The following is a 24,051-nucleotide window of genomic DNA, read 5'->3' on the forward strand; positions in this document are numbered from 1 at the left end:
CGTTGCACAGCCGCAGGGCGCGTCCTATCTTCTGCGCATGAAACGCGCGTTGCCTCTTGCCCTGTGCCTTTTGCCGGTCGGTCTGACCGCGCATCCGCATGTATTCGTGGATACCGGGTTGGAGGTGATCTTTGATGATCAGAACCGGCTGATCCATGTGCGCGTCACCTGGGCCTATGACGATTTCTACTCGCTGCTGATCCTCGAGGAATTGCAGCTGGACCAGGATGCCGACAACAATCTGACTCCGGAAGAGAGCAGGCGTCTGACCGGGTTCGACATGAACTGGGTGCCCGGGTTCACCGGCGATCTGGATGTGCGGCTTGGTGGGCAGGCGCTGAAACTCTCCGGCCCGCTGGAACCCACGGCAGAGTTGCGCGACGGGCGTATCGTAACCTCCCATCTGCGCGAAGTGACAGGGCAGCCGGCCATGCTGGGCGAGACGCTGTCGCTCAGGGCGTATGACGAAAGCTTCTACACTAGTTATGACCTTACGCTTCCGGTGCGCGTTTCGGGGGGCAATACCTGCATGACCGACCGCGTTGACCCCGATATCGACCAGAAGTTGCGCGATATGCAGGCCTTTTTGCTGACCTTGGATGCCAATGCCGATCTGGAAGAGAACGACATTCCGATGATCGGCGCGGAATTCGCCACCGAGATTCGGATCACATGTCCAAACTCCTGATCCTGCCGGTTGGTGTCGCCGCCGCTTTGCTGCTGTGGCTCTGGGCCGGGGGCGGCTTCGATCAGCTTTCGGTCTGGGCCGCAGGTGAGCAGCGCGCCTTCCAGAACCAGATCGCGGGCGCGTTGCGCGGATTGAGAGCCGGACATGAGGGTGCGCTCTGGCTGCTGATGGGGCTGTGCTTTGCCTATGGGTTCTTTCATGCAGTCGGGCCGGGGCATGGCAAGGTGTTGATCGGGGGCTACGGGCTGGGCCGAAAGGTGCCGTGGCTGCGGTTGAGCGTGATCTCGTTGCTGGCCAGCTTGGGGCAGGCGGTGACGGCGGTGGCGATCGTCTATGCCGGGGTTTTCCTGTTCGACATGACGCGCGAGCGTCTGGTCGGCGTGACCGAGGATGTCATGGCGCCGCTCAGTTACGGAGCGATTGCGTTGGTCGGACTCTGGCTGGTCTGGCGCGGGGTGCGGCGGCTGATGCGTCAACGCGACACGCATGCGCATGACCACGACACCTGCGAAAGCTGTGGCCACAAACACGGCCCCGATCTGGGCGAGATCGATCAGGTCTCGACCCCGCGTGAGGCGTTGGCGCTGATCGCAAGTATCGCGATCCGGCCCTGCACCGGCGCTCTGTTTGTGTTGCTGATCACCTGGCAGATGGGGATTGGCGGGGCCGGTATCGCCGGAGCCTTCGCCATGGCGCTGGGCACAGCAAGTGTCACCATCGCGGTCGGTCTGGCTGCCACGGGCATGCGCGGCGGCATTGCCGGATCTGCCAATGCGTTCCAGCAGGCGGCGCGGGTGTTGCCGCTGGTCGAACTGATGGCAGGGCTGGTGGTGGCTATGGTGGCGGGTGGTCTGATGATGCGCGCGCTCTGAGGTTGGTCAGTCGAAGACCGGCTCGGGATAACGGACCTGCGCCAGATAAAGTCCCTGCGGTGGACAGACCGGACCGCAAGCGGCACGGTCGCGGGCCTCCAGCGCGTTGCGCACATCCTCTGGTGTACAGGCCCCCGCACCAACACGCTCCAGCGTGCCGACAAAGCTGCGCACCTGATTGTGCAGGAAGCTGCGGGCGCGGACGTGGAAATGCATCTCGGGGCCAGAGAAGCCCGTGACCGGCTCGATGCGCAATTCATCCAGTGTCTTGACCGGGCTTGCCGCCTGACAGATCGAAGAGCGGAAAGTGGTGAAATCATGCCGACCCAGCAAGAGGTCCGCCGCCCGCTGCATGGCCGCCACATCAAGCTGTTGGTTGACCCGCCAGACCTGTCCCGCCTCATGGGTGGCGGGCGCACGGCGCATCAGGATGCGAAACAGATAGCACCGTTCGATGGCCGAGAACCGCGCGTGCCAGTCACCGTCTACCTGTACCGCTGCGACAATGGCCACGGGGTCGGGCTTCAGATGATGGTTCAGCGCCTCGGAGAGCCGGAACGGGTCCCACTCCTTGACCAGATCGCAATGCGCCACCTGACCCAGGGCATGCACGCCTGCATCGGTGCGGCCCGCTGCGGCAATCGTATGCACCCCCGGTTCCAGACGGGCCAAAGCCGCCTCGATCGCACCCTGCACCGAAGGCTGATCCTTCTGGCGCTGCCACCCGGCAAAGGGCGCGCCCTGGTACTCGACTTTCAACGCATAACGTGGCATGGCCGCGCAGGTACCCAACCGAGGCAATGATGTCCAGCGGGCAAGGCGCGCCGTTCTGCAGTCGGAGGCGACCCAATCCGGGTGATCTGGCATATTTGGGCCGGTTCACCTCGAAGACCCTTGATGGCATATTGCTTGTCCGAGGCCGTGATCCGGTCGAGTATTCGAGCCCTCACAAGCTTCCGACCCTGGGCGCGAATCGTTCATGGCGGAGATCGCGGAAACCCGGCAATTGCTGAGCGATGATCGAACCGAGGCCGGATCGCGCGGGTTTTCAGTGGGGTCTCGTCATATTGACGCCACGGCATTATCGGGAGTCTCTGTGCCCATGTTTAAAGAGACAGATGCAAGAGAAAATTCCGAAGAAGATGCAGATGTCACACGCCGTTTTTCTGACTAAAAAGCGCGGGGCGATGAGAGGGGTTTGCACTTCACGAGGATCAGGACCCTCCGGGCCAACAAGCATGCGCAAGTAAGGTGCGATGAAATGAGGAAAGCAGATATGGAAAGCGTCGACATCGTAATCGTCGGGGCCGGGTTTGGCGGCATAGGGCTTGGTCACAAGCTGAAAGAGGCGGGTCTGAACAGCTTTCTCATCCTCGAAAAAGCGGATGAGGTGGGTGGCACCTGGCGCGACAATACCTATCCCGGCGCCGAATGCGACGTGCCGTCGTTCTTCTACAGTTATTCCTTCGCACCCAATCCGGACTGGCAGCACAAATGGTCGAAGCAGAGCCAAATCTTCGACTATCAGAAGAAATGCGCCGGAGATTTCGGCCTTTACCCGCATATCCGCTTTGGTCAGGAAGCCAAAACCGCCAGATTCGACGAAGCGAAGGGCCGCTGGACCGTCATCACCGACAAAGGCGACCGGATCGAATGCCGGCACTTCATCTGCGCTCTGGGACAGTTGCATCATCCCAGCATCCCGAAGATAAATGGGCAGGATGATTTCAAAGGGCAGCAGTTCCACTCGACGAGCTGGCCGGACGGTGCTGACCTGAAGGGCAAAAACGTTGCCGTCGTGGGGAATGCGGCCAGCGCCTTGCAATTCATTCCGCATGTGGCCGAACAGGCCGCAATGGCGACCGTCTATCAGCGCACGCCGAACTGGGTTATGCCAAAGGGCAACCGGCCCTATACGGCGTTTGAAAAGTGGGTCTCGCGCTATGTGCCGCCGCTCGCCCGGCTGTATCGCTTGGGCCAATGGCTGCGCACTGAATATGTGGTCTTTCCGATTATCGCCGGGTCCAGACCGCATCAGATGTTGGGCCGGAGCCTGTTTCGGCGCAATCTCTACAAGGCGGTCTCTGATCCCGAACTGCGGGCAAAGCTAACACCCGACTATCCGCTCGGGGCCAAACGTATCCTGATCTCGGATACGTTGTTTCCGGCGCTGGCCCGCGACAATGTCGAGGTGGTGACCGAAGGCATCGGCTATATCTCGGCCAATGGGATCACCGACAAGAGCGGAATGTCACGCGCGCATGATTTCATCATCTACGGCACCGGCTTTCAGACCAATCCGTTCATCCAGTCCATCGACGTGACCGGACGCGATGACAAATCGCTGCGTGATGTCTGGAAAGACGGCGCGCGGGCCTATCTGGGCATTGCGGTGCCGGGGTTTCCGAACCTGCATATGCTCTACGGTCCCAACACAAATACCGGGCATTCATCTGTCATCTACATGATGGAGGCGCAGATTGGCTATATTGTGCAGCTCGTTCAGCAAGCCTCGACCAAAACCGCAGAGGTCCGCGAAGACGTCGCAACCCGTTTCGACGCGGAAATGCAGACCCGTCTGACGCAGTCGGTCTGGGACGAGATCGAGACAAGCTGGTACAAGGATGGCGGGCGCATCACCAATAACTGGCCCGGGTCCGGCAGGGAATACCACCGCCGGACCAAACGACTCGTCCCACAGGACTTTGTCTTCTCAGACCCGCAGGGTGACTGAGGTGCCGACAAGGATTGATCCGATGGTTGGGGCATTGACCCGGCCCTTGCCTGTCACTTTGTACGAAACCGAGCCTCGCAAAGTTCGCGATTGCCACCTATCTTGACCTCGAACAGTCAGAGGCAGCGGTTTGGTTCTATCTTCAATTGCCGACACTTTGGTGCGCGGCGTCGAAAATGCCGGGGATGCGGTCTCGGAAGCGCTGTTCGAACCGGTGATCCGGCTGGGCGTGACCGGTTTGGCGCGTTCAGGCAAAACGGTGTTCATTACCTCGCTGGTGGCCAACCTGCTGGACCGGGCGCGGATGACTGGGCTTGCCGCGGCGCAGGAGGGGCGGATCGAGGCCGCCTATCTGCAGCCACAACCTGATGATACCGTGCCCCGTTTCGATTATGAGACCCATCTGGCCGCGCTGACCTCGGACGCGCCGCGTTGGCCCGACAGCACGCGGGCAGTGTCGGAACTGCGGCTGTCGCTCAGAGTGCGGCCATCGGGGTTATTGTCGGGGCTGTCGGGACCACGCACCGTACATGTCGACATTGTCGATTATCCCGGTGAGTGGCTGCTGGATCTGGCACTGCTAGAGAAATCTTACGCCGACTGGTCTCAGGAGGTTCTGAACCGTATCAGAACGCGCGATTGCGCGGCGGGTTTCCTTGCGCATCTGCAGGGAATTGAAACAGACGCAGAGCATGACGAACCCACCGCGCAGGCTCTGGCACGTGTTTTTTCCGACTACCTTATGGCCGCACGCGATCAGGGCCATTACGACTGTACTCCGGGCCGGTTTCTGTTGCCCGGCGACCTTGAAGGCTCACCGGTGCTGACCTTCGCACCATTGCCGGTCGACGGGCCTGCGCTGCGCAAGTCGCTGCATCGCGAGATGGAGCGGCGGTTCGAGGCCTATAAATCGCAAGTGGTCAAACCGTTTTTCCGCAACCATTTCGCCCGGATCGACCGGCAGGTCGTGCTGGTTGACGCGCTGGGTGCGATCCATCGCGGCCCGCGCGCGGTCGAGGATCTGAGGCGCGGGATGGGGGATATCCTCTCGGCCTTCCGACCCGGCCGCAACGCCTGGCTGTCGCGCCTGTTACTTGGCAAACGGGTCGAAAAGATCCTGTTTGCGGCCACCAAGGCAGACCATCTGCATCACAGCCAGCACAGTCGCCTGACCGCGATTATCGAGGCGATGACCCGGGACGCGCGTGACCGCGCCCGTTTCGCGGGCAGCGAGACGGCGGCGCTGTCCCTGGCCTCGCTGCGGGTGACGACCGAAGAGATGCGCGACCACCAAGGCCGTGGACTTCCTTGCGTGCGGGGCCGGTTACTGGAGAGCGGCAAACAGGCCGCCTTTTACCCCGGTGACCTGCCCGAAGACCCCTCGCATCTGCTGGGACCGGCACGGGATGGGGCCAGTGAGTGGTTGTCTGGCGACTATGAGGTGATGAGTTTTGCGCCTGCGCGCCTGACGCTCAGACCGAACGAGGGGCCGCCCTCTATCCGGTTGGACCGGGCGGTGCAGTTCCTGATCGGAGACCGGCTGTGAATGTGCTGTTGCGAAAGGCGCGACCCACCGATGCCGGGCGAATTGGCGATATCCTGCACGGTTTCACGCGCGACAATGACTGGATGCCCGAACTGCGCAGTGCGGCGGAAACCATCGGTTTCTGCGGCACGATGATCGACCGCAACTGGGTGACGGTGGCCGAACTGGACGGCCAGGTCGAAGGGTTTCTTGCCCGCGATCGCGCGCAGATCCATTCACTTTACCTGTCGCGCGGCCTGCGCGGGCAGGGTATCGGCACGCGTCTGCTGTCGCAGGCCAAGGCGCAAAGCGACCGGCTTGAGTTGTATGTGTTTCAGGCCAATCCCGGTGCGGCACGGTTCTATTTGCGCAAGGGGTTTGTCGAAGTCGCCCGCAGCGATGGAAGCGGCAATGATGAAAACCTGCCCGATATCAAGTTCACCTGGTCCAGAGAGGTATCGCCGACATGACAAAAGGCCCGGTTCTGATCGACCTCGAAGAGGAGGGCACCCCCGCGCCCAGCGTCACCGATGCGCCGCCCGTTCCCGATGCCGGGGCCGGACGCGCCATGCAGCTGGCGGCGCAGGTGGCAGCGCGACCGACCTCACGCCTGTCGCGCTGGTTCTGGGGCCTGCTTCTGGCCGTGGTCGGCGCGATGGTCTCGATCGCGACGTGGGATTTCGTGAACGGATTGCTGGCGCGGGTGCCGGTGCTGGGCTGGGCGGTCTCCGGCCTGCTGGGGGCCTTTGTCCTTGTCGGCGCGACCCTGGTGATCCGCGAATTGGCCGCACTGGGCCGGTTGCGCCGTGTCGACGGGCTGCGCCACGCGGCGGTGCAGGCCCTGGCCGAACATGACCTGAGCCAGGCGCGCGCGGTCACTGACCAGATCGAGCGGCTCTACAAAGGGCGCGAGGACACAACCTGGGGCCTACAGCGCCTGGGCGAGCGTAAGGCGGATCAATTCGATGCGGATGCGATGATGCACCTGATCGAGGATGAGGTGCTGGCCCCTCTTGACGCCGCCGCCAGCCGCGAGGTCGAAAACGCCGCCCGTCAGGTGGCGACTGTCACCGCGCTGGTGCCGCTGGCGCTTGCCGATGTCATCACCGCGCTGGCGGCATCGTTGCGCATGATCCGCCGCATTGCCGAGATCTATGGCGCGCGCGCCGGGCTTCTGGGCAGCTGGCGGCTGACTCGTGCGGTCTTTACCCATCTGGTGGCCACCGGCGCGGTGGCCGTGGGCGATGACCTGCTCGAGCCGTTGCTGGGCGGTTCGCTGCTCAGCAAACTGTCGCGCCGCTTCGGCGAGGGGCTGGTCAATGGTGCCCTCAGCGCCCGCGTTGGTGTGGCCGCTATGGAGGTTTGCCGACCGCTGCCCTTCTCCGACCGCCACAAACCCTCGGTCCGCGGTATCGTGAAGCGCGCGCTCAGCAGCGTCTTTTCCCGGACCTGATCTTGCGCCCCGATGTCGCGGCAGGGCTTCTTCAGGTTCCCATTGGCCCGCGCGGCTGTAGGGTGGCGCAACGATTTGTCTGATCCGAGGTGACGAATTGACAGCTCATGTTCTGGTACTGGGGGCCTACGGTTTCATTGGCAGTGCCGTTGTCAGAGCTCTGAAACAGAAAGGCTTTCGGGTCACCGGTCTTGTCCGCAACCCGCGCGTGGCGGCGCGGGTCCTGCCAGGCATTCCGGTCAGGGTTGCCGAACTGAGGGCGCTGACTGACGCGGGCCTTTGGTCCGATCTGCTGTCGGATGTCGATGTCGTCGTGAATTGCGCTGGCGCGTTGCAAGATGGCGGCGGGGATGATCTGGAAACCGTGCACCACCTTGCCATTGCGGCTTTGGGTTTCGCCTGCGCCGCGCGGAACATCGCTGTGATCCAGGTTTCGGCTGTGGGAGCAGACAAAGATGCATCAACCGTGTTCATGCAAAGCAAGGCGCGCGGGGATGCAGCGCTGCGCCGCTCGGGCGTATCGCTGCACCTGTTGCGGCCCGGTCTTGTGATCGGGCAGAGCGCTTTTGGCGGAACCGCCCTGCTGCGGATGTTGGCTGCTGTGCCGATCCTGCAACCCCTCGCGCTTGGGCGGGCGCCAATCCAGTGCGTCGGCCTGCCGGACCTATGCCGGGTGATCGGTGAGGCAACCGACGGGCGTTTGCGGCCGGGGTGCTACGATCTGGTCGAAGAAGCTCCGCGCGATCTTGCCGAGGTCGTGGCGCTGACACGTGAGTGGTTGGGCTTTGGGGGCGCCCGATACGTGATCGAATCACCCGGTTGGCTGACCAATGGGCTGTCTCGCGGCGCGGATCTGCTGGGGCATCTGGGCTGGCGCTCGCCGCTGCGGGGAACGGCATTGGCCGTGTTAAGCGACGGGGTTACCGGGGATCCGGGCCCCTATGCGGCAACCGGTGGTCGCATCCGGTCACTGCCCAAGGTCTATGCCAGCCAAGACTGCACCCGGGCCGAGCGTCAGGCGGCGCGACTTTCGTTGCTGATGCCGTTGATTCTGACTGTTCTTTGCGTGTTCTGGTGCCTCTCGGGGCTGATCGGCCTGTTGCACGCCGATGCAGCTGCCGATGTTTTGCGTCAGGCCGGCTGGGGCTCATCGCTTGCAGTCGCGTCGGTTCTGCTATGGTCCTTTATCGATCTAGCTCTGGGCGCGGGGCTTTTGCTGCGGCGCTGGGCGGCACGGACCTGTCTCGGACAGGTCTTGGTCTCGGGCGCCTATCTTTTGGTCGCAACATTTGTCGTGCCGGAACTTTGGGCAGACCCGCTTGGCCCTCTGATAAAAATCCTGCCTGCCGCGATGCTGTCTGTCGTGCTTTATGTTCTGTTGGAGGACCGATGATCGAGCCCGATCTGATTTTGCGCTGGTTGCATGTGATCGGGACCTGCGTCCTGCTTGGAACCGGGGCCGGGATCGCCTTTTTCATGCTCATGGCGGTGCGCAGCCGCATCCCTACAGTGATCGCCCAGGTGGCGGGGTGGGTGGTGATCGCGGACCTGATCTTCACCACTACCGCCGTGATCGCGCAGCCGGTGACCGGCGTATTGCTGGCGCGGCAACTGGGATGGGACCTGACCGAAGGCTGGCTTCTGCTCTCGATCGGTCTTTATGTGTTCACCGGAGCGTTCTGGCTGCCCGTTGTCTGGATCCAGCTACGCCTGCGCGACCTCGCAGGTGCCGCCGCAGCGCAGGACGCGCCTTTGCCAACGGCTTTTGACCGGCTCTATCGCATCTGGTTTCTTTGCGGCGTTCCGGCGTTCCTTGCGGTGCTTGCAATCATATGGCTGATGCTGGCCCGGCCCGACATCCCGCTCTGGAAGTGAACGTGACCGCTTTACCCCGGTCGGAACCCGCCATATAAGGCGGCCATGTCCTGCCTGAAGGCCATCATTATTCGAATTACAACCCCGGCGCTCTGATCTTCCGAGACGCCGGGCAAAGGTGTTTGAGACCTCGCACCGACCGAACATCCGATCCATATGCCATCGACAAGGACGCCACCTATGTGCGCCGACACGACCCACACGCCCGACTACAAAGATACGCTGAACCTGCCCAAGACCGATTTCCCGATGCGCGCGGGCCTGCCCAAGCGCGAGCCCACATGGCTGGAACGCTGGGAGACAATCGGTGTCTATGATCGCCTGCGCGAAAAAGAGGGCCGCACGCCCTTTACCCTGCACGATGGCCCCCCCTACGCCAACGGTCACCTGCATATCGGTCACGCGCTGAACAAGACCATCAAGGACATGATCGTGCGTTCGCACCAGATGATGGGCCATGACGCGCGCTATGTGCCCGGCTGGGACTGCCACGGCCTGCCGATCGAATGGAAGATCGAGGAACAGTACCGCAAGAAGGGCAAGAACAAGGACGAGGTGAACGTCGTCGATTTCCGTCAGGAATGCCGCAAGTTCGCCGAGGGCTGGATCGATATCCAGCGCGAAGAATTCAAGCGTCTGGGCATCACCGGCAACTGGGTCGATCCCTATATCACCATGGATTATCACGCCGAGGCCGTGATCGCCGATGAGTTCATGAAGTTCCTGATGAACGGCACGCTCTATCAGGGCTCCAAACCGGTGATGTGGTCGCCCATCGAGAAAACCGCGCTTGCCGAGGCCGAGGTTGAGTATCACGACAAGGAAAGCTTCACCATCTGGGTGAAGTTCAAGGTCGTCAATGCAGGTGATTTGGATGACGCCTATGTGGTGATCTGGACCACGACGCCGTGGACGATGCCTTCGAACAAGGCGGTCGTTTACGGCAAGGACATCTCTTACGGTCTGTACGAGATCACCGGTGCGCCGGACGAATGCTGGGCCAGTGTTGGTGACAAATACCTGCTGGCCGACAATCTGGCCGCCGACGTGCTGGGCCGTGCACGCCTGAACGATGACCAGTGGACTCGTGTCCGTGACGTGACCGCGGATGAACTGGAAGGCGCTGGCCTGGAACACCCGCTGGCCGGGGCCGAAGGTGGCAATGGCGAATGGGATGATATCCGCGATTTCCGTGCCGCAGAGTTTGTGACCGACACCGAAGGCACCGGCTTTGTCCACTGCGCACCGTCGCATGGTATGGAGGAATTCGAGCTCTACCGCGATCTGGGCATGCTGGAGCAGGTCATCACCTATAACGTGATGGACGATGGCTCTTTCCGCGCCGATCTGCCGTTCTTTGGCGGCACCTACATTCTGTCCCGCAAGGGCGGCGAGGGCGATGCCAACAAGGCGGTGATCGACAAGCTGGTCGAGGTCGGCGGGCTGCTGGCGCGTGGCAAGATCAAGCACAGCTATCCGCATTCATGGCGCTCGAAAGCGCCGATCATCTATCGCAACACACCGCAGTGGTTTGCTTCCGTCGACCGCAAGCTGGACGATGGTATGGGCGAGATGGGTGACACAATCCGCACCCGCGCCCTGCGCTCGATCGACGAGTTGGTGAAATGGACGCCGCAGACCGGCCGCAACCGTCTGCACTCGATGATCGAGGCGCGCCCGGATTGGGTTCTGTCCCGCCAGCGCGCCTGGGGTGTGCCGCTGACCTGCTTCACCAAGAAGGGCGCTCTGCCGATCGACGCTGATTACCTGCTCCGCAACGAAGAGCTGAACGCCCGCGTCAAGGCGGCGTTCGAGAAGGACGGCGCAGATATCTGGTACACCGACGGCTTCAAGGCGCAGGTGCTGGACGGCATCGCCAATCCAGACGATTACGATCAGGTGTTCGACGTGCTGGACGTGTGGTTCGACAGCGGCTCAACCCATGCCTTTGTTCTGCGTGACCGCGACGACGGGACCGAGGATGGCATCGCTGACGTCTATATGGAAGGTACAGACCAGCACCGCGGTTGGTTCCATTCCTCAATGCTGCAGGCTTGTGGCACAAAGGGCCGTGCGCCGTACCGCAACGTGGTCACCCATGGCTTCACGCTGGACGCCAAGGGCAACAAGATGTCCAAATCGCTGGGCAACACCATCGTGCCGGAAGAAGTCATCAAGCAATACGGAGCCGACATCCTGCGCTTGTGGGTGGCCCAGACAGACTATACCGCCGACCAGCGGATCGGGCCGGAAATCCTGAAAGGGACCGCTGACAGCTATCGCCGGTTGCGCAATACGATGCGGTTCATGCTGGGCTCGCTGGCGGATTTCTCTGAGGCAGATCGGGTCGATCCAGCCGACATGCCGCGTCTGGAACGCTGGGTGCTTAGCCGTCTGGCCGATTTGGATGAGCAGGTACGCAAGGGCTATGCGGCGTTTGATTTTCAGGGTGTGTTCAGCGCAGTTTTCACCTTCGCCACGGTGGACCTGTCGTCGTTTTACTTCGACGTACGGAAAGACGCGCTCTATTGCGACGGCGACAGCCTGCGCCGCCGCGCCGCTCGCACCGTGCTGGACATCCTGTTCCACCGCCTGACCGCCTGGCTGGCGCCGGTACTGGTCTTCACAATGGAAGAGGTCTGGCTGGAACGCTTTCCGGGCGAGGACAGTTCGGTCCATCTGGTCGACTTCCCCGACACGCCCGCCGACTGGCGCACCCCGGAGCTTGAGGCCGGCATGGCCAAAATCCGCCGCGTTCGCCGCGCGGTGACCGCCGCGCTGGAGGTGCAGCGTCAGGACAAGGTGATCGGCTCCAGCCTTGAGGCCGCGCCGATCGTGCACGTGGAAGACGCCGAAACCCGCGCGCTACTGGCGACATTCGACGTGGACGACATGTGCATCACTTCGGGTCTGACCGTCACCGGCGATCCTGCCCCGGCCGAGGCCTTCCGTGTGCCCGAGATCGAGGGCGTTGGCGTGGTCTTCGAAAAGGCCGACGGCGCCAAGTGCCAGCGCTGCTGGAAGATCCTGCCGGATGTGGGCCGCCATGCCCATACCGGTGTTTGCGGGCGCTGCAACGAGGCGCTGCCGGGGTAAGCTCGGGTTCTAGGCGCCTGCAGGCGGCTTTCCCCACCCTGCAACAGGATTACGCTTGCGGCCAACCGTCCGGGTCTGTCAGGCTGCGATCATGAATATGATCGCAGTCGAAACGCAGTTTGGTACATTGGGTATCGAGGAGGAGGCCGGGGAAATTACTTCGGTGGTCTGGGACGGAGTTGCCAGAGGCGACGAAACCCCTGTGCTGCAGGAGGCCGTATCGCAGATGCGCGCCTATGACAGGGGCGAGTTGGAAGCGTTCGATCTGCCGCTGCGTGTCGACGGTTCCGCCCTTCAGCAATCCGTATGTGCTGCGATGCGGGACATTCCCTTTGGCTATACCCGGACCTACGGCGAGATCGCCAGCGATCTTGGCGTGCCCGCACAGGCCATTGGGCAGGCCTGCGGCGGCAACCCGATCCCGGTGATCATACCCTGCCACCGCGTGATGGGGGCAAAGGGGCTGACCGGCTTCTCCGGCAAGGGGGGCGTCGAGACAAAGGTAGCGCTGTTGCGCCACGAAGGGGCGGCCGGATTGCTTATTTGAGACAGATCAATGCGTTGGCGGCGGGTCCTCTGGCACCCTGCGCAGCAGAATTGAAAAGGAATGACTAAAATGACGGATCGAGCCGCCTTGAAACAGGCCGTTGTGGCAAAGCTGATGTCGCTCGAAGAGGCCGAACTGGCCGACGCCATCGCTCATTACGAGGCGTTCATGGCGGATTCGCGGCTGGACGAACGTGAGGCGCATGACAAGGACGACCTGGCGGCCTCGCGCGAGAATGCCGATCTGGCCGCCGCTTTCGATACGCCGGTACAGACCCATCACGCCAAGATCGACGTGATCGAGAACACCGATTTCAGCCCGACCGGTACTGTCGGTCCCGGTGCCATCGTCTCGTTCAAGGATCGCAACTTCATCGTCTGCGTCTCCACCACCCGGTTCGAGGTGAATGGCACTATCTATATGGGTGTCTCGACCGCCAGCCCGATCTACAAGGCCATGGCCGGGCTGGAAGCGGGCGAGAGCTTTGGATTCAATGGGACCGAATTCGAGATACAGGACGTTCTGTGAAACCCGGGGGCGACGCTTCGGTCGCCGAGATTCTGGCAGCCTATGATGCGGCCACGGATACCCTGACCCAACGGCTTGAGGCGCTGAATACGGCCACCATCCTGCAGCCGGTTGCGAGATTTCTGCCCACCGGTCCGGCGCGGGTTCTGGATGTGGGCGCGGGAACCGGTCGCGACGCGGCATGGTTTGCCGGGCAGGGACATCAGGTCTGGGCGGCGGAACCGGTCGACAGCTTGCGGCAGGCGGCGCGGGACCTGCACGGCTCTGCTGATATCTCATGGCTTGATGACGGGTTGCCGGATCTGACACGGGCCAGTGCTCAGGGCTTCGGGTTCGACCTCGTTCTGGTTAACGCGGTGTGGCACCATGTGCCGCCCGCGCAACGGGCGGCATCGATGACGGCGCTTGCGGGACTCACCGGGCCGGGTGGGCGACTGATCCTGTCCCTGCGCGAGGGGCCGTCGGACCCCGCGCGCCCGGCCTTTCCGGCGGAAGTGGACAAGACCATCGCTGAGGCAGAGGCGCATAACCTCAGGCTGGAGCGGCGCAGCTGGGTCGAAGCAGTGCAGCCGGAGAACCGGCGCAGCGGCGTGATCTTTACGTGGCTGGTGTTTCTGCGGGAATGATCTGCTGCGCGATGCCCGCGAAGATCAGGTAGAGGCTGGTTACCACAAGCCCCCAATGCGCCCAGCTTTCGGGGTGGAAATCGACCCAGGCCGCCCAGCCGGCAAAGAATGTCCAGGCCAATGCCATCGACAAGCTAAGCGGGCGCCAGCGTTCGGTCCGCACCGGGTGAATGAACTTGAGCGGCAGGAACATGGCCACCGCCAGCGCGCTGACCAGGCAGAGGCTGACCCAGAAATTCGGCTCGAGCGCAAAGATCACCAGAACGACCATGTTCCAGCAGCCGGGAAATCCGGAAAAGGAATTGTCCTTTGTCTTCATCCGCGTGTCTGCAAAATAAAGCGCGCTGGTGAAGGTGATGACGATGATGGCGAACCAGCCGGTCCAGCCATTCATCAACCCGGATTTGAACAACGCAAAGGCCGGGATGAACACGTAAGTGAGATAATCGATGATCAAGTCCAGCAGAACGCCGTCGAATTCGGGTGCGTTCTTCTTAACGTGATAATGCCGCGCCAGCGGACCATCGATTCCGTCAACGATGAAGGCCACAACGAGCCAGAGGAACATCAGATCCCATTTCGAGTCCACTGCCGCTAACATGGACAGCATCGCGAAAACAGCTCCGGTGGCCGTGAAAAGATGAACGCCGATTGCGCGCTTTCTGGATGTCATTGGGCTGTCATGACGGAATTCGTGCGGAACTGCAAACCCCTGATCGGGGAATTTCGGTGTGATTCGGGCTCATGCTTTTGGGTGGGTGCGTTCATAAACTTCCATCAGCCGCGCAGTGTCGACCGCCGTGTAGGCCTGCGTGGTGGAAAGCGAGGCATGGCCAAGCAGTTCCTGGATCGAGCGCAGGTCGCCACCCGCCGCCAGCAGATGGGTGGCAAAGCTGTGTCGCATCGCATGAGGGGTGGCCGAGGCGGGCAGGCCAAGCTGCGCGCGGGCGCGGGCCATCGCGCCTTGGATCGCGCCGGGATTGAGCGCGCCGCCGCGCACGCCGCGAAACAGCGGGGCGTCTGCCTCCAAAGGGTTGGGGGACAGGCGTAAATAGGTTGCGACCGCGTCGCGGGCGGCGTCGATCACCGGCACAACCCGTTCCTTGCCGCCTTTGCCGGTAATCCGCAGCGTGGCTGGCAGCGGTGCGTCCGCCCCTTTCAGGCCCAGCGCCTCGGAGATACGCAGGCCGCAGCCGTAAAGCAGGGTGACAACCGCTACATCGCGCGCGGCGACCCAGTTGGTGGTTGATTGCAGCTCGACCGTTTCGATCATGGCGCGGGCGGCGTCCTCGGCCAGTGGTCGTGGCAGTTTCTTTTGGAACTTAGGCGCGCGTGCGGACAAAACGGCGGTAGGTTCGAACCCTTCGCGTTCGGCCAGCCAGCGATAAAAGGTCTTGACCGCCGAAAGCTTGCGGGCCAGCGACCGCGCGGTAATCCCGTCTTTGCGCGCCTGCGCCATCCAGGCGCGCATGTCCGATACGGTGATCCGTTCCAGCGCGCCAAGCCCCTGTGGCTCGCCCTTGTGCAGGGTCATGAAGGACAGGAAATCGGCGACATCGCTGTTATAGGCGGTGATGGTGTTTTCGGCACTGCCCGCCAGCGCCTTTTGCGCGTCCAGCCAGTGCTGAAGCGCGTCGCGGCAGGCGGGCGAGATCAGGCTCACGACAGCCAGTGGCGCATCGCCCTTTCGAATACGCCTGCGAAAAACGCCAGCAGATCGGTGCCCTGCTGCGGTGTGAACTGATGGGCGTCTTCGGCGCCCATGGCCAGCATGCCCGGCAACCGGCCCGAGCCGAAATCAAGCCGCAGGCAGGCCTCGGACCGGATCCGTCCGGCGGAATGCCCATAGACCTGCGCCGAGCCCTGCTGCATCTGGCGCAGCGTCACCTGACGGGCGCTGCCATCGCGGGCGGTTGGCAGATAACGGTCGATGAAGCCCGGCTCGGCAACGGTCAGTACTTCGCCCAGCCGCTTGACGGCGGGGTCGTCCTTGTCCTGCGCGGTTTCCAGCACCAGCGTGATCGTATCGACCCGCAGGATGTCCGCCACTTCGCCGCCCAGATCGGCCAGGAAGGTCTCAAACGTCATCGGGTCCAGCATCCGCAGAATGGCGCGGTGGACCTGATTGGTGCCGGCGAGATTCTCGTAAGCCGCCGCAATGACCGATCGGTGGGTGTCCTCAAGCCGGTCCAGCCGTGTCTCGAGTCGCTCCATTGCGATGCCACGCAGGTCGACGATATTACCACCCATCGCGCGTTCGTTCGCGGCGACCAGCGCGCGCATCACGTCCGTGTCGTCGAGGATGGCGTCCGGCTTGGCGAGGATCGCGTCGCGCAAGGATTCCTCCAGCTCGGGGCTGGCACTGATCTTGGAGTCTTCGTTTACTTTCGGGCTACTGCTCATTTGTGCCTCGTTTTTATCTTGGAAAAACATATAACACAGGAATTTCGATTTGCGCGCCCAAAATCCGCAGAAAACCACTAAATCTGGTGGTTGTGCGTTTTGATCGACGTTTTTGTGCCACAGCCCGGCACATGGGCACAAAAAAAGGAGCGCCGGGGCGCTCCCTCGCTTTTGCGCTTACCGCGATTCAGAGGATCTTCTGACCGGTCTTGGCCCAGTCCGCCAGGAAGGCCTCAAGCCCTTTTTCTGTCAGCGGGTGGTCGGCCAGCTTCTTGATCACGCCCGGAGGCGCGGTGATCACGTCGGCCCCGATGCGGGCGCTTTCGGTGACGTGGTTCACGGTCCGGATCGAAGCGGCGAGGATCTGGGTTTCGAACCCGTAATTGTCATAGATCTCGCGAATATCGGCGATCAGGTCCATGCCGTCCATGTTGATGTCGTCCAGCCGACCGATGAAGGGCGAGATGAAGGTCGCGCCCGCCTTTGCCGCGATCAGCGCCTGATTGGCCGAAAAACAAAGCGTCACATTGACCATGTGGCCTTCGTCGGTAAGCGTTTTGCAGGTTTTCAGACCGGCCCAGGTCAGCGGTACTTTCACTGCGATATTGGGCGCGATCTTGGCCAGCTTGCGGCCTTCGGCGATCATGTCGTCGGCTTCGGTGGCGACAACCTCGGCCGAGACCGGCCCGCCGATCAGGTCGCAGATTTCCTTGGTCACTTCCAGAATGTCGCGACCCGATTTCAGGATCAGCGACGGGTTGGTGGTCACTCCATCGACCATGCCCAGATCGTTCAGTTCGGCAATTGCATCGATTTCGGCAGTGTCTACAAAGAATTTCATGGCGGCGGTCCTTTGATGGGTTGGCGCGGGATCGGCTTGGCTTTACCTCATAGGGACCCGTGCGGAAACCCCCTGAATCAGGACTTTCGTTAGCGCAAACATGTTTTCTGCCCCGATGAGGCCATTTCTTGGACGATCCCGGCTATTTTGACGAAGGTGATCTGGTTGCGGTTCTGACCGCGCAGCCGCTGGACCGGCTGCTGGATTACAAGGCCCCCGAGGGGGGATGTTTTCAAGGCGCGTTTGTCGAGGTGCCACTGGGGCCGCGCAAGGTTCTGGGTGTGGTCTGGGGGCCGGGGCGCGGCGATTACGACCGATCGAAGATCCGCTCGGTGATCCGGGTGCTGGATGTGGCGCCGATGCGGGCGGAAATGCAGAGCTTTCTGGGCCGCGCCGCCGATTACACGCTGACCCCGATGTCAGCTATGCTCCGGCTTGCCACCCGCGCGCCAGGGCTGGGTGAACCACCCTCGATGCGCAAGATCTACCGTCTGGGCGACACCACCCCCGACCGCATGACCAAGGCGCGAACGCGGGTGCTGGAGGCGCTGCGCGACTATGGCGGGCTGGCCTTCACGCTCAAGGAACTGGCCGAGATGGCAGGCGTGACCCCGTCGGTGGTCAAAGGGCTCGCCAAGCAGGGCGCAGTGCGGGAAGAGGACAGCCCCCGTGACCTGCCCTTTCCCCATCTCGATCCCGATCTGCCCGGTAAGGTCCTGACCGAGGATCAGCAGGTGGGGGCAGACGCCTTGCGCGCCGCCATCAGGTCGGGGCGCTACGGGACCACGCTGCTGAAGGGCGTGACCGGCTCGGGCAAGACCGAGGTCTATCTGGAGGCAGTGGCCGAAGCCCTGCGAATGGGCCGACAAGCGCTGGTCCTGCTGCCCGAGATCGCGCTAACCGCCGAGTTCCTGACCCGGGTCGAGGCGCGGTTCGGCGCGCGCCCTGCCGAATGGCATTCCGGCGCGACGATGACCGAGCGCCGCCGTATCTGGCGGATGGTTGGGCAGGGCGAAGCGCAGCTTGTGGTTGGTGCGCGTTCGGCGCTGTTCCTGCCGTTCCGAAACCTCGGGCTGATCATCGTCGATGAGGAACATGATACCTCGTACAAACAGGAAGATGGCGTGCTTTATAATGCGCGCGATATGGCGGTGCTGCGCGCCGCGATCTGTGGGGCGCGGGTGGTGCTGGCCAGTGCCACGCCCTCGCTGGAAAGCTGGGCCAATGCCGAAGCGGGCAAATATGACCGTTTGGAGCTGACAGCGCGGTTCGGGGCAGCCGTGTTGCCCGAGATGCGCGCCATCGACATGCGGACCGAGAAGATGCCGGCGGCAAGCTGGATATCGCCCAGCTTGCGCCAGACGGTGACGGACCGGTTGGGCAAGGGCGAACAATCGCTGCTTTTCATCAACCGGCGCGGCTATGCGCCAGTGACGCTCTGCCGGGCTTGCGGCCAGCAGATCGGCTGCGATCACTGCGACGCGCGCATGGTCGAGCACCGGTTCCTGAAACGGCTGATGTGCCATCAATGCGGCGAGACAAAGCCGATCCCCGAAATCTGCCCTTCGTGCAAGGCCGAAGACCGGCTGGCCCCGGTGGGGCCCGGAATCGAGCGGCTTGCAGAAGAGGCCGAGGCCACCTTTCCCGATGCAAAGATCGCGGTTTTAAGCTCGGACATGTTCGGATCGGCCCGTGCGTTGAAGGCCAAGATCGAGGAGATCGCCGAGGGGGACGCGGATATCGTCATCGGCACGCAATTGGTCGCCAAGGGGCATAACTTTCCCAATCTGACGCTGGTAGGCGTGATCGACGCCGATCTGGGGCTTCAGGGCTCCGATCTGCGCGCGGCGGAACGGACCTTCCAACTGATGCGGCAGGTGGCCGGGCGCGCCGGGCGTGCCGAGCGGCCCGGCACCGCCCTGTTGCAGAGTTTTCAGCCCGAACATCCGGTGATCCGCGCGATTTTGTCCGGTGATGAGACCGGGTTCTGGAAAGCCGAAGCGGCTGAGCGACAGGCGGCGGGCGTGCCCCCCTTTGGCCGCATGGCGGGGATCGTCCTGTCTGGCACCGATGCAGGACAGGTGTTTGACCTTGGCAATGCGATGGCCCGCAACGATATGGCAATCCGTCAGATCGGAGCGCAGGTCTTTGGCCCGGCCCCGGCGCCCATTGCGCGCATCCGGGGGCGTCACCGCGTCCGGTTGCTGGTCAAGGCGCCCAAGGGGGCTGCGCTGCAAGAGGCGATATCACGCTGGATCGCGCCGCTGCGCCTGAAGGGCGATTTGCGCCTCAGTGTAGATGTTGACCCGCAGAGCTTTTACTGACCCATGGGCCCGCTGATTATACGGGATACCGGCTTGTGCGTCTTTGCAGAGCGGCTGCGCGCCTTTGCGCTCGTCAAACTCTCGGAATGGGCGTAAGCACGCATCATGTTCAGACCCTTGCCCCTTGATCAAGCGCGCGATTTGCCGTTCTGGCGGCGCCCCATTGCGCTGCTGTTTCTTATGGCGCTGACCATGCCTATCGCCTTCAACGGTTGGAGCGCGCTGCTGAACAATTTCGTCATCGAGGTGGCCAATTTTGATGGCGCAGACATTGGTTTGCTTCATACCGTGCGCGAAATTCCGGGGTTTCTGGCCGTCGGCGTGATCGCGGTGATCATCTTTGTCCGCGAGCAGGTGCTGGCAATGATCTCGCTGATCATGCTGGGCGTGGCCACGGCGGTAACCGCCTGGTTCCCGTCGCTGGGCGGGTTGCTGTTCGTGACCTTCTTCAGCTCGATCGGCTTTCACTACTACGAAACTGTTAACCAGTCGCTGCAATTGCAATGGCTGCCGAAAGACCGCGCCCCGCAGATGTTGGGCTGGCTGGTGGCCGCCGGATCTGCCTCGACTCTGGTGGTCTACGGACTGATCGTGCTGACCTGGGAACGGTTCGACCTGTCTTATGATCTGGTCTTTATGCTGACCGGCGGTGTCACGGTGGCGCTGGCCCTCTTTGCACTGTTCGCCTTCCCGCAATTTGACGCCCCCACGCCACAGACCAAGAAGATTATCCTGCGCCGCCGCTATTGGCTGTATTATGCCTTGCAGTTCATGGCCGGTGCGCGGCGGCAGATATTCATCGTTTTCGCTGGCTTCATGATGGTCGAGCGGTTCGGCTTCGATGTCCATGAACTGACCGGTCTCTATATGATCAACCTGCTGATCAACATGAGCGTTGCGCCCATGCTGGGCCGTGCCGTTGCCCGGTTCGGAGAGCGCCGCACGCTGATCTTCGAATATGCCGGGCTGGCCATCGTGTTTGCCGCCTATAGTGGGATCTACTGGTTCGGATGGGGCGTGGTGCTGGCGGCGACGCTCTATGTGATCGACCATATCCTTTTTGCGCTGGCCTTCGCGCTCAAGACCTATTTCCAGAAGATTGCCGATCCCGCCGATATCGCGCCCACCGCCGCCGTCGCCTTCACGATCAACCATATCGCGGCTGTGTTCCTGCCCGCGCTGCTGGGGTTGCTCTGGGTGGTGTCGCCAGGCGCAGTCTTTGTACTGGCCGCGATGATGGCGATGGTGTCGCTGACGCTGTCGCTGCTGATCCCGCGCGATCCAGAACCTGGCAACGAAACCGTGTTCTCGCGTCCGGTGCCCGCCGCCGCCGAATAAGAGCCACCCAGACCACTTGACCTCGCCCGTACGCAAGCCTAGGCGCTGAGGCGAAGATCAGGAGAGCCCTATGCCCACATTCACCGCCCTGACCACCCTCGAGGGGAAACCCGCCGCCGATGCGCTGGGCGAGGCGCTGGAGCGCCTACAGCCCGAGCCCACCGGTGTTGGAGTCTTCGAGGTCGAGGATGGTTCGGGCCTGTGGGAGGTCGGGGGCTATTTCATCGAAACGCCGGATCAGGCTGGGCTGGCTCTATTGGCGACGGCCTTTGGAGCGAAGCCTTTTGTTGTCTCGGAGCTGCCCGAAACCGACTGGGTGGCCCATGTGCGCCGCGAACTGGCACCCGTCGAAGCGGGGCATTTCTTTGTCTATGGCTCGCATGATGCCGACAAGGTGCCCGAGGGCGCGATCCCGCTGCTGATCGAAGCAGCGATGGCGTTTGGTACCGGCCATCACGGCACCACGCTGGGCTGTCTGCGGGCGCTTGACGGGCTGATCGGTGAGGGATTCGAGGCAGGCAAGGTCGCTGATATCGGCTGCGGCACCGCCGTGCTGGCGATGGCTGCGGCGCGGGTCTGGGACGGCACGATGCTGGCCAGCGATATTGATCAGGTCGCGGTCGATGTGGCCGAAGCCAACCTGCGGGCCAACGGCATGGAGGGTAGGGTCCGCTGCGTCGAGGCCGCGGGGTTCGATCATGGCGAGCTAACTTCGAACGCGCCTTATGACCTGATATTCGCCAATATCCTGAAAGGCCCGCTGATCGCGCTTGCACCGGAGATTTCCACCCATCTGCGCCCCGGCGGCTATGCGATTCTCTCTGGAATTCTCAACGAACAGGCGCCTGACGTGGTTCGGGTTTATTCCCAGAACGGAACCAATCTGATGCGCAGAGATGAGATTGGTGAATGGACAACGCTCCTTGTCCAGAAAAAGCCATGATTTGACCGGGTTATAAAGGCATTTGAACGAAGTGCCCTTGTTTCGTCACAATTCAGCCGTAGCTTGATCATCACTTTGGTGGGGGAAGAGTGATGGAGGCTTCGATGGTCGATTGCCACATGGAGTTTGATAGGCGCGTCGCGCGTCTGAACAAGAAACATCAGGCGATGGCGCGCGGGTATACAGCGCGCATGCGCCCGGATGGTCTGGTTGTTGTGAAACCTCGGCGTATGCGGTTCGCGATTTCACCGCGCAGTCTGTTTCTGTTTATCGGGGCATTTTTTCTGTTCAAAGGGTTCATCCTCGCAAATCTCGGGGCTACGACTTATGATGATCGCCTTGATCGTCTGAGGAACGGAACCGCTGTCGAGAAGGCTGGGGCCTGGGTGATGCAGATCGACCCGCTCAGCCAGGTGATCTCGGAACAGATCGGACCGGTTCTGCGCTGACCTGCTAGCGTATTTGGTACAAAAAAACGCCGCGTGATGTGTATCACGCGGCGTTTTCTGTGTTCATCCCAACCGGGGAGAAGGGATGCAATGCGCTCAGAAGGCGCGCCCGCTATGTGCGACTGCGTCGATGTCGCCGCGGCACATGCCGATATCGTCCAGCTCGCGGTCGGTCAGAACCGCCAGAGCGTTGCGGGTGACGCGGGCGTCGTTCCATTCGACCATTGCGCTTACCCAAGCGTTGAACGTTGCGCCGATACGGCCAACAAGGCCGTATGAGCCAAAGGTGGTGCGGGTGGTGTCCAGTGCAGCCATATCCTGATCCTTTTGTGCGTGTTACAGTTTCCTTACAAGGCGCATCTAGGGTGCCCCTTTTTGCGCCGCAAGAGACATTTTTTGCATGTGTCATATGCAAATTCTGCATACCAGTAACACATTGAAAAACCGCTGAAACATTGGTGAATTCTCCTTAATAAACATGTCGTTTTCTGCGCCACAGCGTGTCGTTTTCAACCCCTGTGTCGTGGCTGGAACAGGTGCTGTCGTTTTTAGGTGCCAGAGCAATTCGCTTGGAAAATGTTCGCGTTTCGTGCTACTGCGTCAAAAAAGTCATAAGAGCAGGGCGGGCCGGGACAAAACATGCGCATACTGGGCATTGATCCGGGGTTGAGAACCATGGGATGGGGCGTCATCGAATCGCATGGCAGCCGGTTGGGCCATATCGCAAACGGCGTATGCAAATCCTCGGGTGAAGATCTGGGCGCGCGGCTTTTGTCGCTGCATGAACAGCTGGTCGACGTGATCTCGCTTTATGCGCCCGATCATGCCGCGATCGAGCAGACCTTCGTGAACAAGGACGGCGCCGGCACGCTGAAACTGGGCCAGGCGCGTGGTGTTGCGCTGCTGTCGCTGGCGCAGGCAGGACTGTCTATCGGGGAATATGCGCCAAACCGGGTGAAAAAGACGGTGGTGGGTGCAGGGCATGCCGAAAAGGAGCAGGTCCTTTATATGGTCAAGCTGCAATTGCCGGGATGCGAACCTGCCGGGCCGGATGCCGCGGACGCGCTGGCCATCGCCATGTGTCATGCCCATTACGGCGGCAGGCCCGCGTTGCAACTGCGTGAGGTGGGGACATGATCGGCAAGCTCACCGGACGGCTGGATTACCGCGCGCCCGATCACATTCTGATCGACGTGCGCGGCGTCGGCTATATCGTCTATTGCTCCGATCGTACACTGGCCGCGCTGCCGGGTGTGGGTGAGGCGGTCTCGCTCTATACCGATATGGTCGTGCGCGAAGATCTGATGCAGCTTTATGGATTCATGTCGCTGGTGGAAAAGGAATGGCACCGGCTGCTGTGTTCGGTGCAGGGTATCGGGGCCAAGGTCTCATTGGCCATTCTGGGCACGCTGGGTCCCGATGGTGTCAGCCGGGCGATTGCGCTGGGCGACTGGGCCTCGGTCAAGGCGGCCAAAGGCGTTGGCCCCAAAACCGCGCAGCGTGTGGTGCTGGATTTGAAGGACAAGGCACCGGGTGTCATGGCGATGGGCGGTACCATTGCCGAGGCCACGGACGGTCCGGCGCTGGAGGTGGTTGAACCCGCGGAGCCCGCGCTCAAGCCCGCGGGGGCAAAACCGCCCAAGCGCAATGCAACGGCGCAGGCTGACGCGCTCTCGGCGCTGGCCAATCTGGGCTATGGTCCGGGCGACGCGGCAGCAGCAGTGGCCGAAGCGGCGGGCTCTAGCCCCGAGGCTGAAACGTCAGACCTGATCCGGGCGGCGCTGCAGCTTCTGGCACCGAAAGGCTAGG

General features: G+C 62.1%; 25 protein-coding genes. 19 read left to right on the top strand and 6 right to left on the bottom strand.

The window, feature by feature from the left end:
* Window positions 1-37: 37 nt before the first annotated feature.
* The gene (locus AB1E33_RS16620; RefSeq protein ID WP_372578393.1) at window positions 38-688 is read left to right on the top strand and encodes a DUF1007 family protein; all 651 of its coding nucleotides are present in this window, start codon (window positions 38-40) and stop codon (window positions 686-688) included.
* Window positions 673-1,560: a nickel/cobalt transporter gene (locus AB1E33_RS16625; RefSeq protein ID WP_372578394.1), complete on the top strand. Its 888-nt coding sequence runs from the start codon at window positions 673-675 to the stop codon at window positions 1,558-1,560. Before AB1E33_RS16620 ends, AB1E33_RS16625 begins: the two co-directional genes overlap by 16 nt.
* A 6-nt stretch (window positions 1,561-1,566) precedes the next feature.
* Here AB1E33_RS16625 and truA read toward each other — a convergent pair whose 3' ends face one another.
* On the bottom strand, window positions 1,567-2,334 hold the full coding sequence (truA, locus tag AB1E33_RS16630) for a tRNA pseudouridine(38-40) synthase TruA (RefSeq protein WP_372578395.1): 768 nt from the start codon (window positions 2,332-2,334) through the stop codon (window positions 1,567-1,569).
* 205 nt (window positions 2,335-2,539) lie between these two features.
* Between truA and AB1E33_RS16635 the strand changes: the two genes are divergently transcribed.
* From AB1E33_RS16635 to AB1E33_RS16685, 11 genes are all read left to right on the top strand, one after another.
* Window positions 2,540-2,734: a hypothetical protein gene (locus AB1E33_RS16635; protein WP_372578396.1), complete on the top strand. Its 195-nt coding sequence runs from the start codon at window positions 2,540-2,542 to the stop codon at window positions 2,732-2,734.
* An 87-nt stretch (window positions 2,735-2,821) separates the two neighbouring features.
* Window positions 2,822-4,294 (top strand): flavin-containing monooxygenase, encoded by a 1,473-nt coding sequence (locus AB1E33_RS16640; RefSeq protein WP_372578397.1) that lies wholly within the window; start codon window positions 2,822-2,824, stop codon window positions 4,292-4,294.
* A 130-nt stretch (window positions 4,295-4,424) separates the two neighbouring features.
* On the top strand, window positions 4,425-5,840 hold the full coding sequence (locus AB1E33_RS16645) for a YcjX family GTP-binding protein (protein ID WP_372578398.1): 1,416 nt from the start codon (window positions 4,425-4,427) through the stop codon (window positions 5,838-5,840).
* Window positions 5,837-6,289 (top strand): GNAT family N-acetyltransferase, encoded by a 453-nt coding sequence (locus tag AB1E33_RS16650; RefSeq protein ID WP_372578399.1) that lies wholly within the window; start codon window positions 5,837-5,839, stop codon window positions 6,287-6,289. Before AB1E33_RS16645 ends, AB1E33_RS16650 begins: the two co-directional genes overlap by 4 nt.
* Entirely contained in the window at window positions 6,286-7,272 is a 987-nt protein-coding gene (locus AB1E33_RS16655; protein ID WP_372578400.1) for a YcjF family protein, read from the top strand. The genes AB1E33_RS16650 and AB1E33_RS16655 overlap by 4 nt, the downstream gene beginning before the upstream one ends.
* Before the next feature lie 97 nt (window positions 7,273-7,369).
* Complete coding sequence (locus tag AB1E33_RS16660) at window positions 7,370-8,665, top strand: SDR family oxidoreductase (protein WP_372578401.1); 1,296 nt, start codon at window positions 7,370-7,372, stop codon at window positions 8,663-8,665.
* Window positions 8,662-9,147 (top strand): DUF2269 family protein, encoded by a 486-nt coding sequence (locus AB1E33_RS16665; protein ID WP_372578402.1) that lies wholly within the window; start codon window positions 8,662-8,664, stop codon window positions 9,145-9,147. Before AB1E33_RS16660 ends, AB1E33_RS16665 begins: the two co-directional genes overlap by 4 nt.
* Before the next feature lie 180 nt (window positions 9,148-9,327).
* A complete protein-coding gene (gene ileS, locus AB1E33_RS16670; protein WP_372578403.1) occupies window positions 9,328-12,243 on the top strand; it encodes an isoleucine--tRNA ligase in 2,916 nt (971 codons plus the stop codon).
* A gap of 91 nt (window positions 12,244-12,334) precedes the next feature.
* Window positions 12,335-12,790: a methylated-DNA--[protein]-cysteine S-methyltransferase gene (locus tag AB1E33_RS16675; RefSeq protein ID WP_372578404.1), complete on the top strand. Its 456-nt coding sequence runs from the start codon at window positions 12,335-12,337 to the stop codon at window positions 12,788-12,790.
* A gap of 69 nt (window positions 12,791-12,859) precedes the next feature.
* Window positions 12,860-13,318 carry a hypothetical protein gene (locus tag AB1E33_RS16680; protein WP_372578405.1) on the top strand — a complete coding sequence of 153 codons (459 nt, stop codon included), beginning with the start codon at window positions 12,860-12,862 and terminating at the stop codon, window positions 13,316-13,318.
* A complete protein-coding gene (locus tag AB1E33_RS16685; protein WP_372578406.1) occupies window positions 13,315-13,944 on the top strand; it encodes a class I SAM-dependent methyltransferase in 630 nt (209 codons plus the stop codon). The genes AB1E33_RS16680 and AB1E33_RS16685 overlap by 4 nt, the downstream gene beginning before the upstream one ends.
* Here the strand turns inward: AB1E33_RS16685 and AB1E33_RS16690 are convergent.
* The 4 genes from AB1E33_RS16690 to fsa all read right to left on the bottom strand — a co-directional run bounded on the left by AB1E33_RS16690 (window position 13,916) and on the right by fsa (window position 17,188).
* A complete protein-coding gene (locus AB1E33_RS16690) occupies window positions 13,916-14,617 on the bottom strand; it encodes a CDP-alcohol phosphatidyltransferase family protein (protein ID WP_372578407.1) in 702 nt (233 codons plus the stop codon). The two genes, AB1E33_RS16685 and AB1E33_RS16690, sit on opposite strands and share 29 nt — an antisense overlap.
* 69 nt (window positions 14,618-14,686) lie before the next feature.
* Entirely contained in the window at window positions 14,687-15,607 is a 921-nt protein-coding gene (locus AB1E33_RS16695; protein WP_372578408.1) for a tyrosine recombinase XerC, read from the bottom strand.
* Window positions 15,604-16,347 (bottom strand): DUF484 family protein, encoded by a 744-nt coding sequence (locus AB1E33_RS16700; protein ID WP_372578409.1) that lies wholly within the window; start codon window positions 16,345-16,347, stop codon window positions 15,604-15,606. Before AB1E33_RS16700 ends, AB1E33_RS16695 begins: the two co-directional genes overlap by 4 nt.
* A gap of 187 nt (window positions 16,348-16,534) precedes the next feature.
* Window positions 16,535-17,188 (bottom strand): fructose-6-phosphate aldolase, encoded by a 654-nt coding sequence (gene fsa, locus AB1E33_RS16705; protein ID WP_372578410.1) that lies wholly within the window; start codon window positions 17,186-17,188, stop codon window positions 16,535-16,537.
* A 128-nt stretch (window positions 17,189-17,316) separates the two neighbouring features.
* Here fsa and AB1E33_RS16710 point away from each other — a divergent pair, with 128 nt between their 5' ends.
* The 4 genes from AB1E33_RS16710 to AB1E33_RS16725 all read left to right on the top strand — a co-directional run bounded on the left by AB1E33_RS16710 (window position 17,317) and on the right by AB1E33_RS16725 (window position 22,242).
* Window positions 17,317-19,512, top strand: coding sequence for a primosomal protein N' (locus AB1E33_RS16710; protein ID WP_372578411.1), 2,196 nt, complete (start codon window positions 17,317-17,319; stop codon window positions 19,510-19,512).
* 105 nt (window positions 19,513-19,617) lie between these two features.
* Entirely contained in the window at window positions 19,618-20,850 is a 1,233-nt protein-coding gene (locus tag AB1E33_RS16715) for an MFS transporter (protein ID WP_372578412.1), read from the top strand.
* Between the two features lie 70 nt (window positions 20,851-20,920).
* Window positions 20,921-21,793, top strand: coding sequence for a 50S ribosomal protein L11 methyltransferase (locus AB1E33_RS16720; protein WP_372578413.1), 873 nt, complete (start codon window positions 20,921-20,923; stop codon window positions 21,791-21,793).
* Window positions 21,794-21,897: 104 nt separating this feature from the next.
* Complete coding sequence (locus AB1E33_RS16725) at window positions 21,898-22,242, top strand: hypothetical protein (protein ID WP_372578414.1); 345 nt, start codon at window positions 21,898-21,900, stop codon at window positions 22,240-22,242.
* 96 nt (window positions 22,243-22,338) lie between these two features.
* Here the strand turns inward: AB1E33_RS16725 and AB1E33_RS16730 are convergent, their stop codons facing one another.
* Window positions 22,339-22,557, bottom strand: coding sequence for a DUF1127 domain-containing protein (locus AB1E33_RS16730; RefSeq protein WP_372578415.1), 219 nt, complete (start codon window positions 22,555-22,557; stop codon window positions 22,339-22,341).
* Window positions 22,558-22,881: 324 nt separating this feature from the next.
* Between AB1E33_RS16730 and ruvC the strand changes: the two genes are divergently transcribed.
* Both ruvC and ruvA read left to right on the top strand, forming a co-directional pair.
* A complete protein-coding gene (gene ruvC, locus AB1E33_RS16735; RefSeq protein ID WP_372578416.1) occupies window positions 22,882-23,379 on the top strand; it encodes a crossover junction endodeoxyribonuclease RuvC in 498 nt (165 codons plus the stop codon).
* Entirely contained in the window at window positions 23,376-24,050 is a 675-nt protein-coding gene (gene ruvA / locus AB1E33_RS16740) for a Holliday junction branch migration protein RuvA (RefSeq protein ID WP_372578417.1), read from the top strand. The genes ruvC and ruvA overlap by 4 nt, the downstream gene beginning before the upstream one ends.
* Window position 24,051 lies beyond the last annotated feature (1 nt).

It is taken from the genome of Ruegeria hyattellae, from assembly GCF_041537925.1.
In the GTDB taxonomy this organism is placed as follows: Bacteria; Pseudomonadota; Alphaproteobacteria; order Rhodobacterales; family Rhodobacteraceae; genus Ruegeria_C.

Bases quoted from the DNA above. Each gene is read 5' to 3' on its own strand.
- AB1E33_RS16620 (WP_372578393.1), top strand. From the start codon at position 38: ATGAAACGCGCGTTGCCTCTTGCCCTGTGCCTTTTGCCGGTCGGTCTG.
- AB1E33_RS16625 (WP_372578394.1), top strand. From the start codon at position 673: ATGTCCAAACTCCTGATCCTGCCGGTTGGTGTCGCCGCCGCTTTGCTG.
- truA (WP_372578395.1), bottom strand. From the start codon at position 2,334: ATGCCACGTTATGCGTTGAAAGTCGAGTACCAGGGCGCGCCCTTTGCC.
- AB1E33_RS16635 (WP_372578396.1), top strand. From the start codon at position 2,540: ATGGCGGAGATCGCGGAAACCCGGCAATTGCTGAGCGATGATCGAACC.
- AB1E33_RS16640 (WP_372578397.1), top strand. From the start codon at position 2,822: ATGAGGAAAGCAGATATGGAAAGCGTCGACATCGTAATCGTCGGGGCC.
- AB1E33_RS16655 (WP_372578400.1), top strand. From the start codon at position 6,286: ATGACAAAAGGCCCGGTTCTGATCGACCTCGAAGAGGAGGGCACCCCC.
- AB1E33_RS16665 (WP_372578402.1), top strand. From the start codon at position 8,662: ATGATCGAGCCCGATCTGATTTTGCGCTGGTTGCATGTGATCGGGACC.
- ileS (WP_372578403.1), top strand. From the start codon at position 9,328: ATGTGCGCCGACACGACCCACACGCCCGACTACAAAGATACGCTGAAC.
- AB1E33_RS16675 (WP_372578404.1), top strand. From the start codon at position 12,335: ATGAATATGATCGCAGTCGAAACGCAGTTTGGTACATTGGGTATCGAG.
- AB1E33_RS16680 (WP_372578405.1), top strand. From the start codon at position 12,860: ATGACGGATCGAGCCGCCTTGAAACAGGCCGTTGTGGCAAAGCTGATG.
- AB1E33_RS16690 (WP_372578407.1), bottom strand. From the start codon at position 14,617: ATGACATCCAGAAAGCGCGCAATCGGCGTTCATCTTTTCACGGCCACC.
- AB1E33_RS16700 (WP_372578409.1), bottom strand. From the start codon at position 16,347: ATGAGCAGTAGCCCGAAAGTAAACGAAGACTCCAAGATCAGTGCCAGC.
- fsa (WP_372578410.1), bottom strand. From the start codon at position 17,188: ATGAAATTCTTTGTAGACACTGCCGAAATCGATGCAATTGCCGAACTG.
- AB1E33_RS16715 (WP_372578412.1), top strand. From the start codon at position 19,618: ATGTTCAGACCCTTGCCCCTTGATCAAGCGCGCGATTTGCCGTTCTGG.
- AB1E33_RS16720 (WP_372578413.1), top strand. From the start codon at position 20,921: ATGCCCACATTCACCGCCCTGACCACCCTCGAGGGGAAACCCGCCGCC.
- AB1E33_RS16725 (WP_372578414.1), top strand. From the start codon at position 21,898: ATGGTCGATTGCCACATGGAGTTTGATAGGCGCGTCGCGCGTCTGAAC.
- AB1E33_RS16730 (WP_372578415.1), bottom strand. From the start codon at position 22,557: ATGGCTGCACTGGACACCACCCGCACCACCTTTGGCTCATACGGCCTT.
- ruvC (WP_372578416.1), top strand. From the start codon at position 22,882: ATGCGCATACTGGGCATTGATCCGGGGTTGAGAACCATGGGATGGGGC.
- ruvA (WP_372578417.1), top strand. From the start codon at position 23,376: ATGATCGGCAAGCTCACCGGACGGCTGGATTACCGCGCGCCCGATCAC.